This window comes from Mycobacterium sp., from assembly GCF_049802695.1.
Taxonomy (GTDB): domain Bacteria; phylum Actinomycetota; class Actinomycetes; order Mycobacteriales; family Mycobacteriaceae; genus Mycobacterium.
In genome coordinates, this window is sequence record NZ_JBARMY010000319.1 from 1 (window position 1) to 10,176 (window position 10,176).

The 10,176-nt window shown below is 65.9% G+C and carries 11 protein-coding genes; 5 read left to right on the plus strand and 6 right to left on the minus strand.

What is annotated here, in order from left to right; all coding sequences use genetic code 11:
• Positions 1-190 precede the first annotated feature (190 nt).
• Both WA317_RS13060 and WA317_RS13065 read left to right on the plus strand, forming a co-directional pair.
• On the plus strand, positions 191-592 hold the full coding sequence (locus WA317_RS13060; RefSeq protein ID WP_425173433.1) for a hypothetical protein: 402 nt from the start codon (positions 191-193) through the stop codon (positions 590-592).
• 38 nt (positions 593-630) lie between these two features.
• On the plus strand, positions 631-1,188 hold the full coding sequence (locus WA317_RS13065; RefSeq protein ID WP_425173434.1) for a MarR family winged helix-turn-helix transcriptional regulator: 558 nt from the start codon (positions 631-633) through the stop codon (positions 1,186-1,188).
• Between the two features lie 56 nt (positions 1,189-1,244).
• On the opposite strand, the gene WA317_RS13070 is transcribed toward WA317_RS13065, so the two are convergent.
• The 3 genes from WA317_RS13070 to WA317_RS13080 all read right to left on the minus strand — a co-directional run bounded on the left by WA317_RS13070 (position 1,245) and on the right by WA317_RS13080 (position 4,129).
• Positions 1,245-2,498 (minus strand): glycosyltransferase, encoded by a 1,254-nt coding sequence (locus tag WA317_RS13070; RefSeq protein WP_425173435.1) that lies wholly within the window; start codon positions 2,496-2,498, stop codon positions 1,245-1,247.
• Positions 2,499-2,516: 18 nt separating this feature from the next.
• Positions 2,517-3,563 carry a type 2 isopentenyl-diphosphate Delta-isomerase gene (fni, locus tag WA317_RS13075; protein ID WP_425173436.1) on the minus strand — a complete coding sequence of 349 codons (1,047 nt, stop codon included), beginning with the start codon at positions 3,561-3,563 and terminating at the stop codon, positions 2,517-2,519.
• A gap of 71 nt (positions 3,564-3,634) precedes the next feature.
• Complete coding sequence (locus WA317_RS13080) at positions 3,635-4,129, minus strand: MarR family winged helix-turn-helix transcriptional regulator (protein WP_425173442.1); 495 nt, start codon at positions 4,127-4,129, stop codon at positions 3,635-3,637.
• A gap of 95 nt (positions 4,130-4,224) precedes the next feature.
• On the opposite strand from WA317_RS13080, the gene WA317_RS13085 reads away from it, so the two are divergent.
• On the plus strand, positions 4,225-4,704 hold the full coding sequence (locus WA317_RS13085; RefSeq protein ID WP_425173437.1) for a TspO/MBR family protein: 480 nt from the start codon (positions 4,225-4,227) through the stop codon (positions 4,702-4,704).
• Positions 4,701-6,038 (plus strand): cryptochrome/photolyase family protein, encoded by a 1,338-nt coding sequence (locus WA317_RS13090; RefSeq protein ID WP_425173438.1) that lies wholly within the window; start codon positions 4,701-4,703, stop codon positions 6,036-6,038. Before WA317_RS13085 ends, WA317_RS13090 begins: the two co-directional genes overlap by 4 nt.
• Positions 6,039-6,171: 133 nt before the next feature.
• On the opposite strand, the gene WA317_RS13095 is transcribed toward WA317_RS13090, so the two are convergent.
• Positions 6,172-6,909 (minus strand): acyltransferase, encoded by a 738-nt coding sequence (locus WA317_RS13095; RefSeq protein WP_425173439.1) that lies wholly within the window; start codon positions 6,907-6,909, stop codon positions 6,172-6,174.
• Positions 6,910-7,302: 393 nt separating this feature from the next.
• Here WA317_RS13095 and WA317_RS13100 point away from each other — a divergent pair, with 393 nt between their 5' ends.
• Complete coding sequence (locus WA317_RS13100) at positions 7,303-8,580, plus strand: PQQ-binding-like beta-propeller repeat protein (protein WP_425173443.1); 1,278 nt, start codon at positions 7,303-7,305, stop codon at positions 8,578-8,580.
• 25 nt (positions 8,581-8,605) lie between these two features.
• Here WA317_RS13100 and WA317_RS13105 read toward each other — a convergent pair whose 3' ends face one another.
• Both WA317_RS13105 and WA317_RS13110 read right to left on the minus strand, forming a co-directional pair.
• Positions 8,606-9,295: an esterase gene (locus tag WA317_RS13105; RefSeq protein ID WP_425173440.1), complete on the minus strand. Its 690-nt coding sequence runs from the start codon at positions 9,293-9,295 to the stop codon at positions 8,606-8,608.
• A 69-nt stretch (positions 9,296-9,364) separates the two neighbouring features.
• A partial coding sequence (locus WA317_RS13110) for a THUMP-like domain-containing protein (protein WP_425173441.1) occupies positions 9,365-10,176 on the minus strand: 812 nt, incomplete at its 5' end.

Below are 10,176 nucleotides of genomic sequence, written 5' to 3' on the forward strand. Positions count from 1 at the left end.
GCCACCGGCCCGTCTCCGAGCGCGAGCTGTGCCGCAGGGGCCGCCGCGCCCCCGTCGCCGGCCACGCGGGCCAGTTCTGTGTGTGGCTGTGCTGACCCGGATGGCATAGTGACAGGCTAGGCCGACAGTGATCGTCCGGCGCCCCCCGCGTTCATGGGCTCACACCGGGCCTCGTCAGGATTGGACCGCCATGCCAGAACACGCTGATGCGGGTCGGCACTTCCCCTACCGCTACGACGGCCGGCTGGCGCCGGTCTGGGGGCCATTCCGCGTGTGGCCGGGCCGGCAGGGCGTGACCCTGACGGACGACATTCGTCTCGTCGCCGTATACGGGCCGTTCCGGGTCGATGCGCCGTTGTCGATGGTGCATGACGCGCATGTGACCGGCCCGTACCGATGGTGGACCGCGGTCGGCCCCAGACTCTCGATGGTCGATGACGGCCTCACCTTCGGAACCAACGCCCGCGCCGGTGTCTGCATTCACTTCGAGCCGCGCATCCACCGCGTCATCGGCTTTCGTGACCATTCCGCACTGACCGTCACCGTCGCCGACCCCGACGGATTGCTCGCTGCGATCGAAAGCTCCACTTAGCGCCTGATGTTGCATAGAATCACGCGAAGAAGGATGCGGTGACCAAACGAGCCAGGCAGATACCGTTGCGCCGACCAGAGCTGGAGAAGCTGATGTCGGCCGATATGAGGGCGATAACAGCCCAGTCCGACCGGATAGGTCGCTACTTCGCCCGTCGAAACGATGTGAGCGGCAGCGACTTTCATGCATTGCTGCACATCATGGTGGCCGAAACGGCGGGCAAGCCGCTGACACTGGCGCAGCTGCGGGAACGAATGGATGTGTCGCCGGCGGCCATCACCTATCTCGTCGATCGGATGATCGACGCCGGGCACATCCGGCGCGAAGCCGATCCCGGCGACCGGCGAAAGTCGCTGCTTCGCTACGAGCTCAGCGGGATGGCTCTGGCACACGACTTCTTCGGTCCGCTCGGGGTTCATCTGCGTGGTGCGCTCGCAGCTCTGGACGACCGGGACCTGGTGGCCGCGCACCGCGTGTTCATGGCGATGGTCAGCGCAATGTCGGATTTCGAGACCGAGCTGCTGGACCATCAAACGGTACCGAAGGCCGTTCAAGGGACTGCACCAACGGATCGGCGCCGTAAGGTTTCGCGGTGATCGTCGCCGAAACTGTACCGGCTGAAATTTTTTCACCCGGCGATTGACGACGCAGCTTACTCGGCCGCCAATTCTCCTGCGGCGACCGCGAGTACGCGTTCTTCGATCAAGTCGGCTCCGCGCACTACACCTCCGGTCGCGGCGAAACCGGCGGCAACCCGGCGGGCACCCTCGACCATCGTCATCGCTTTACGCACCGACTCGCGTAGTCGCGATGGATTGAGCTTCTTGGCCGGCAGCCGGGTGCCGCAACGAGCCACCTCGACGCGCCGTGCGACCTCCGCTTGATCGCGGGCGAAAGGGACGACGCATACCGGCACACCCCGATCGAGTGCCTTGACGGTAGTCCCCATGCCACCGTGGGTGACAGCGCAGCTGGCACGGTCGAGCACCACGTCGTGCGGGACGAATCGGCACACCGTGGCGTTGGGCGGCCGGGGCAGGTCCGGCGGGATACCCGCGGGGAAGGTGGCGATGACATGAACCGGTTCGCCGGCCAGCGCCTGCAATGCCGTCGATCCCAGCACAGTGTCGGCCTGCTTGATCGAAGACGTGCTCACCAGCACAATGGGCCGTTCGATGGCGCGCAACCACTCCGGCGCCGGTGTGGGCGTGGGCTCGAACCTGCAAGCGCCGATGAGGTGCACGGTGTCACCCCAGCCGGCATGCGGATACTCGAACGGTTCGCCACCGACCGCCAACAGCAGCGGCGCGCGCCGCATCAGATCATCGACACTGCTGACGACGGGCACCCCCAGTTCGGCGCGAACCGCGTTCAGCCGCGGCACTATCGGTCGATCGAACAGATACCGCACGAACGGACGCACCGACGCATCGCGGACCTCACCGACAATGCCCGGCAGCGGCCGCAGACCAGGGCCGAACGGCGGCACCCCCCGTGCCCGCAGGTACGGGCTGAAGGGCGAGAACACCGACCACGGGACTCCGGCGGCTTCTGCGAACGACATTGCCCCCCAGCAATTTGCATCGATGATAAGGGCGTCGGGCCGGACACTGTCGATCGCGACGCGTAGATCATCGACCTCCAGAACCGCCCGCCGGCACAGCACATCGATGGACATCTTCAGCACGCCTAGTGCGCTGTTCGCCGTCCAGTCCCGCCCGACTATGGCCTCGATGCGGGGCTCGACCGGCTCGGTGTGCAGGCCGACGCACCGCATCCGCGAAACCTCGGCGGCCATCGTGCGCAGGTGTACCTGGTGACCGCGGTCAGCCAACTCCTGCAACAGCGCTCCGAGCGGCAGGAGATGCCCGAGCGCAGGCGAGCCGTATGCCAATATCACTGCCATGTCTCAACACACCCGCGGCTAAGGGGAGGGCTCCACGCCCACATCGCGCAGAGCGGTCAAATCCGTTGCGCCACAACCATGCAGACAAATCCTGAGTTCGTCGATGAACCGCTGGAGCCATTCCGTAGCAGCATCGGCGGATTCGATCGCCGGGGCCAGCAGCGGCCGCGCCACCGCGACCACGTCGGCGCCCAACGCCAGCGCCTTGGCGGCGTCCATGCCAGTGCGGATGCCTCCGGAAGCAACTAGCGGGATTGCCGGCAACGCCGCGCGGACCTCGATGATCGCGCGCGCTGTGGGCACACCCCAGTCCGCCAGATCGGGATGGCGCAATCGGCCGTAACGAACGAACTGCTCGACGCGCGACCACGACGTGCCGCCTGCTCCGGCGACATCGATGGCAGCGACCGGCGGCTCGCCCGACGGCTGAATGAGTTGCGCGACAGCGGCGGCACCTATCCCGTGTCCTACTTCCTTCAGCATCACCGGATAGGGCAGTGCCTGAGCGACATCTTGCAGACGCTCGAACGATCCGGAGAAATCGGTATCCCCGTTGTGCTGGACTGCTTCCTGCAGCGGATTGGTGTGCACTGCCAACGCATCAGCACCAACCCGGTCGAGCGCTTTGGCGACGTCGGGGATGGCCGCCTTCGTCAACTGGGCCAAGCCGATGTTGCCCAGCAGCAATACATCTGGGGCCACGTCCCGCACGCTGAAGCTGTCTGCGGCCCGCTCGCCGAGCACGCTGTCCAGCATGATCCGCTGAGATCCGAGCATCATTCCGATGCCCAGCCGTTGCGCGGCCGCGGCCAGATTCCGGTTGATAGTGGCCGACATATCCGCGCCGCCGGTCATTGCGCCGATCAGTACCGGAGCCTCCAAGGGAACACCGAGGAAGGTTGTGGACAGGTCAATGTGCGCGAGGCTGGTCTGTGTCAACGCGTTGTACGGCAGCCAGAAGCGCTCGAGGCCGGTCGTCACACGGCAGTAGGACACGGCGTCCTCGAGGCATACGTCGATGTGGCGCCGCTTCCGCGTCTCGATATCGGGTTGGTCAGGCGTCATGGGTGAATCGTTTCTGTTCTCCAGGTGCCGATCACTTAACGTCGCGGCAGGGCAGCCGACCACTGCGGCCGCTAGCTTTCCGCGCCTTTGAGTTCATCTTGATAGCGCCGCATGGCAGTGATCAACGCGGTGAATACCCGATGCCCGGCGGCTAAATCGTCGTCACTGAGATCGGCCATCGCAGCCCTGGAGTGCATGCCGAGCGGGACGAAGAACGCGCGCGCAGTGTCGAACCCGGGTTCGGCATAGCGCAACACCACCTTACGGCGGTCCGCCGGATGGGTTTCCCGGCGCAGGTGACCCGAATCGATCATCCGGTCCACCAGGTAGGTGATTGCCGCACCGGAAAGCCCCATCAACTGCCGAAGATCGCCGGAAGTAATGGGCTCTCCGGCAGTTTCGCCCACCATGACATGCAGCAGGGCCCGGAAGTCGGTGGAGCGCACATCCTGAGACGCAGCGAACAGCCGACCAATCTGGTCGGATTCCGCAGACAGCACGCGCAGGTCAGCCGAGATCGTCGACTCCAGCGCGGCGCGGTTGGTTACCTTCTCATCAGTGGCCATGGCGCTATCAGCATATCCGCAAATCCCCCGTTCATTCAGTTGATTAATACTTAAAAGACTGAAATGCTGAACGGGTGGTCGTTCGAGGGGATTCGGTGAGGACAAAGACGCTTGCCGCAACGACGCTGGCGGTCGCCGCAGCTGCGGGTCTGGGTACCATCGCCAACCTGGGCCAGCAGCCCGCTTGGTATGCGCGGTTGCGAAAGCCGTCTTACGTGCCACCCGACTGGGTGTTTCCGCTGGCTTGGACCTCCTTGTACACCGACATCGCAGCCACGTCCGCCGTCGCCGTTGACCGGTTGCGGACCACCGGCCAGCATCGCGCACTGCGCCGCTACATCGTCGCGTTGAGCATCAATCTGTCTTTGAACGCCAGCTGGAGTTGGCTGTTCTTCAAGTACCGCAAACTCGGGTTGTCCGCGTTGGGCGCCGGCGTCCTGGCGGTCAGTACCGCGGACCTCAACCGGCGGACCGCCGGTGCTGTGCCGCGGGCCGGGTTTGCGTTGCTGCCCTACCCGCTCTGGTGTGCGTTCGCCTTTCTGTTGTCCATCCGCATCTGGCGGCTCAATCGGTGACTGCCGTTCTGTGGTTCCGTCGTGACCTCCGATTGGCAGATTTGCCGGCGCTGCAGTCTGCCGCCGCCGGCGGCGAGGAAGTGTTGGCCTGCTTCGTGCTCGATCCGCGGCTGGAAACATCCGGCCCCCGCCGGATGCAGTTCCTCTGCGACTCGCTGCGCCGGCTGGCCGACGATCTGGATGGCCGGCTGCTGGTGGCGCGTGGGCTGCCGGAGAAGCTCATCCCGTCGATCGCCAGCCATGTCGAGGCGTCTGCGGTTCACGTGTCGGAGGATTTCGCACCGTTCGGGCGGCGCCGCGACGAGCGGGTGCGGGAAAGCCTCGACCAGGTGCCGCTGGTTGCCACGGGGTCGCCCTATCTGGTGTCGCCGGGGCGGGTGATCAAAGATGACGGCACCCCTTACAAAGTGTTCACGCCTTTCCTGCAGCGATGGCGAAACACCGATCGGCGGCCACCGGCCAAGACCGGCCCACAATCGGCGCGTTGGGTTGACCCGGCGAAGCTGGACGTCAAGGGAGTCAAACAAACCGAGATCCCCGATCCCGGCGTCAAGCTCGACCTTGCCGCCGGGGAGGCGGCCGCGCTGCGGTTGTGGGCCGAATTCGTCGAGCATGGAATCGAGCGCTACGCCACCGACCGCAACCGGCCGGACCTGCACGGCACCAGCCGGATGTCAGCCCACCTCAAGTTCGGCACCGTTCATCCGAGAACCATGGTCGCCGACCTGAATCTGCGTCGCGAGGGGCCGCAGGCGTATCTGCGGGAACTGGCTTTCCGCGACTTCTATGCCGCGGTGCTCCATCACTGGCCGCACAGCGCCTGGTGGAATTGGAACGAGGACTTCAACGCGATCGAAGTCGACACCCGCGCCGAAGCCAAACGTCGCTTCGAGGCGTGGAAAGCCGGCGAAACCGGATATCCGATCGTCGACGCCGGCATGCGTCAGCTGGCCGGAATCGGATATATGCACAATCGGGTGCGGATGATCGTGGCGTCGTTTCTGGTGAAGGACCTGCATCTGCCGTGGCAGTGGGGCGCCCGCTGGTTTCTGGAGCAGCTGGTCGACGGCGACATGGCCAACAACCAGCACGGCTGGCAGTGGTGCGCGGGTTCGGGCACCGACGCGGCGCCCTATTTCCGGGTGTTCAATCCCACGACGCAGGGCGAGAAATTCGATCCGTCCGGCGACTACATCCGCCGCTGGGTGCCTGAGCTCGCCGACGTCGAGGACGTCCATCTCCTCAAGGGCGAGCGTCCGCCGAAATACCCGGCGCCGATCGTCGATCACCGCGCTGAGCGGGTGGAAGCGCTGCACCGCTATCAGCGCATCTGATCGCCAGCAACTTCAAGGCGGTCGCGAGCGCGGCTGAAAGCCGGGCGAAGCGGGTCGTCGCCGTCAGCTTCAAGGCGATCGCGAGCGCGGCTGAAAGCCGGGCGAAGCGGGTCGCCGCCGTCAGCAGAAGAGATCAGTGAGAAGCCTTCTTGCGTTCGATATCGGCGAGCGCCGCGGCCAGCTGGGCGCGCTGCGCCGCCGAAGTTTCCCAGGCCAGCTGACGATTCTTGACAACTTTGGCCGGCGCGCCCACCGCGATCGAGTAGTCCGGTATGTCGCCCTTGACCACTGCGTGCGATCCCAGCACGCAGCCCCGCCCGACCGTGGTGCCGCGCAGCACCGTCACCTTCGTCGCGATCCAGGTGTCCGGCCCGATCCGCACCGGGCTTTTGACGATGCCCTGGTCCTTGATCGGCAGGGTGATGTCATCCATCCGATGGTCGAAATCGCAGATGTAACACCAGTCGGCCATCAACACGGAATCACCGAACTCGACATCGAGATAGGTGTTGACGACGTTGTCTCGACCGAGCACCACCTTGTCGCCGAACCGCAGCGAGCCCTCGTGGGCGCGAATGGTGTTCTTGTCGCCGATATGGACCCAGCGGCCGATTTCCAGCTGAGCGAGCTCCGGTGTCGCGTGAATCTCGACGCCCTTACCGAGGAAGACCATGCCCCGGGTGATGATGTGCGGATTAGCCAGCTTGAACTTCAGCAGCCGCCAATAGCGGACGAGGTACCACGGGGTGTAAGCCCGGTTGGCCAGCACCCATTTCAGCGACGCCAAGGTGAGAAATCGGGCCTGGCGTGGGTCACGCAGTCGAGATCCACTCCAGCGGCGATGCAGCGGCGCGCCCCACATGCTCGTCATGGCCGGAAGCCTAGCGTGACGACGATGCGGGACGCACCGCGTCCCGAGGAGGAGTCGGGCGATGAAACCCAGCGTGACGACGATGCGGGACGCACCGCCTCCCGAGGAGGAGTCAGGCGATGAAGCCTAGCGTGACGACGGGGACGCACCGCCTCCCGAGGAGGAGTCAGGCGATGAAGCCCAGCGTGACTAGCCTGACGAGCTACCCTCACCTGTACTCGGTAGCCTTGACACCGCGCTTCGAAAGGATCTGGGACCCACACCGTGTTTTGGCGACTCCCCCGCTGTCGTCCGCGGAGTGTGCGGGTTATGAACGGCGGAAGCGCAATATTTCGCAAAATCACGCACACCGGACGCGGGGCCGGAGCCGCAGTGCTGCGGCGTTCGGTGTCCATGCTGTCGGCGGCGGTTCTGACCGCTGCGCTCAGCGGCTGCGGCAATACCGACTCCTGGGTGAACACCGTCCCTGCGCAGGGCTGGCCCGCTCAATACGCCGACGCGTCTAACAGCAGCTACACCGCGACCGCTGGCGCAACTTCGCTGGTCCTGCGGTGGACGCGCTCGGTGAAGGGCGACCTGGCCGCGGGGGCGGCTCTCAGTGCACGCAGTTGGCTTGCTCTCAACGCGCAGACGCTCGGCGGTTGTTCGCTGATGGAGTGGGAGAACAACGACAACGGCCGGCAGCGGTGGTGCACCCGGCTGTTTCAGGGCGGCGGCTTCTCCAGTCCGCTGTTCGACGGCTTCGACAATTTGTATGTCGGCCAGCCGGGAGCGATGCTGGCCTTCCCGTCCACCCAGTGGATCCGGTGGCGCCGGCCGGTGATCGGAATGCCGCTGACACCGCGGATCCTGGACGACGGGCAACTCCTTGTGGTCACGCACCTCGGTCAGGTGGTGGTCTTCGACGCTCACCGCGGGACCGTGGTCGGCAGCCCGATGGACTTGGTCGACGCCGTGGACCCCACCGATTCGGCGCGCGGACTGTCCGATTGCGCATCGGCGCGCCCGGATTGCCCGATCGCGGCGGCTCCCGCGTTCTCCGCGGCGAGCGGTCTCGTGGCGATCGGCCTGTGGGAGCCTGGCGCGAAATCCGCGGTGCTGGTCGCCCTGAGGTACCACCGCGGCCAACATCCATTGCTGATGCGCGAATGGACCAGCGGCGACGTCGGCGCCGGGGTGCTCGCCAGCCCGGTATTGTCCGCCGACGGCGCGACGGTTTACGTCAACGGCCGAGACAACCGGCTGTGGGCGCTGCATTCTGCCGATGGGAAACCGAAATGGTCGGTGGACCTCAAATTCTTGGCGCAGACCCCGCCGGCGGTGCTGCCGTCCGGGCTGATCGTGTCCGGCGGCGGACCCGACACCAGGCTGGTCGCCGTCAAGGACGCCGGCGATCACGCCCAGCAGGTGTGGCGCCGCGACGACGTCACACCACTGTCGTCGTCGAGCCTGGCCGGAAGTCATGCCGGCTACGCCGTCGTCGCCGGCGGCCCCGGTCCGGGTTCGACGGGGCTGTCACTGCTGGTCTTCGATCCTGCCGATGGTCACACGATCAACGGCTACCCGCTGCCCGCGGCGTCCGGCTATCCGGTAGGGGTGTCGGTAGGGGCCGATCGCCGTGTGGTCGTCGCCACCAGCGTCGGGCAGGTGTACAGCTTCGCGCCCAGCTGAGCGGCGCAGGGGGCACCGGCCGAAGTTACACCGTCAGCGGCGGAAGGGCATTGCGCGGCACGCGCGCCTGGGTGGCACCGGCGGAGGACGGCAACAGCTCACCGGGCGCGAAGTAGAAGATGACGTCGTCGTCGGTGATGGCGAAGTTCTGGTAGTGCGCGGGGTCCAGACCGGTACCGGGCGAAATCGCCGCACCCAACCCGTTCTGGCCCACCTCTCGCTGCACGATGGGGTAAATTGCGTCCAACGGTTTGCTTCCCGGCGCGAATAGGTTGTCGAAGGTGACGGGCTGGCGCTTGCCGAGGTCGTAGTTGAAGCCTTTGTACGACGTGGACGGCCGTGGGCCGCCGAGGTCCTCGAAGACCTTGAGCATCACGCTCTGCGTGCTGTGCGGCGGTTGGCCGGAGCGGAACTCTTCGGCGGTGACTTCCATCTGGTAGGGCACGTCGCGGGAACCGGATGTCTGCGCAACGCTGATGAACCCGTCGCGGTTCTGCGACAGGAAGTCGGTGAGCGCCTGTTCGTCGGCATAGTCGGTGGGAAAGGTCATGTTGACCATGTAGCCGGGGTTAGTCGCGGACACGCGGCACATCTGACCGTTCTCAAGGGTTCCGCCCAGGGCGGCGCATGACGGTTGCGCCGCGGCAATCGGCCCGGTTAAGCCGGGAACGGTGGGCGCGACTGCCAGCATTGCGGCAGCCACCAGGTTTCGCATCGTGAATTGTCCTTGCAGACTCAAGAACGGGCAGGCACCCGGAATGACTGCTGCCAGCCTACCTTGGGCCTATCTGGAGGGTTTGCAAACGAATGCGCTCGCAGCACCGGCGCGCGCCGAGCCGATCCGGGTGATGACGACGGCCAGGGGTTGGCTGCCCCGCAACCGGAGTCGTCGCCGAAGCAGTTCCGGATCGGCCTGCTCGCCACGGACGCCGCGCACCAGGATCTCCACCGAGCCGCAGTCCAATGCTGAGAGTGCCTGATGCAGCCGCTTTTCGTCGAAAGGTAGTTGGTCGAGGACTTCGAAGCCGCGCACCGCCGAGGGCAGCCGGTCACCGGACAGATAGGCAATGTGCGGGTCGAGCTGCCAGAGTCCGTGCCGGGCGGCGTAGTGGCGGACCAGACCGGCTCGCACCACCGCGCCGTCGGGGTCGACGATCCAGCGCCCCGCGGGCGCAATCGGACAGTCATCCGGATCCGCGTCGGTGATCTGTTCGCCGCGGTCCAGCACAGTGGCCCGGCGGCGCACTCCCGGCGGGGCGAGCCCCGCTGACCATAGACAGGCTTCGCGGACCGTGCCGCCGTATGACGTCAGCTCTATTTCACCGTGGAAACCGAGTTGGCCGAGCTGCTGGAAATCGATTCCGGGAGCACATTTGACGACCAGGTGGCGATCTCGATAGGTGTTCAGCAACTGGTCCAGGGCGGGTTGGTAGTCGCGTGGGTGGAAGCGCCGCCGCCCACCGCGGCGCCGCGCCGGGTCGGCCAGCACTACCGCGTCGCGGGTCACCGGGCGCAGTGCATCGGCGCGGCACAGACCAGCGCCGGCCCCGAGGTTGTGCTGCGCCATCACCAGGCGCACCGGGTCGAGATCACTGC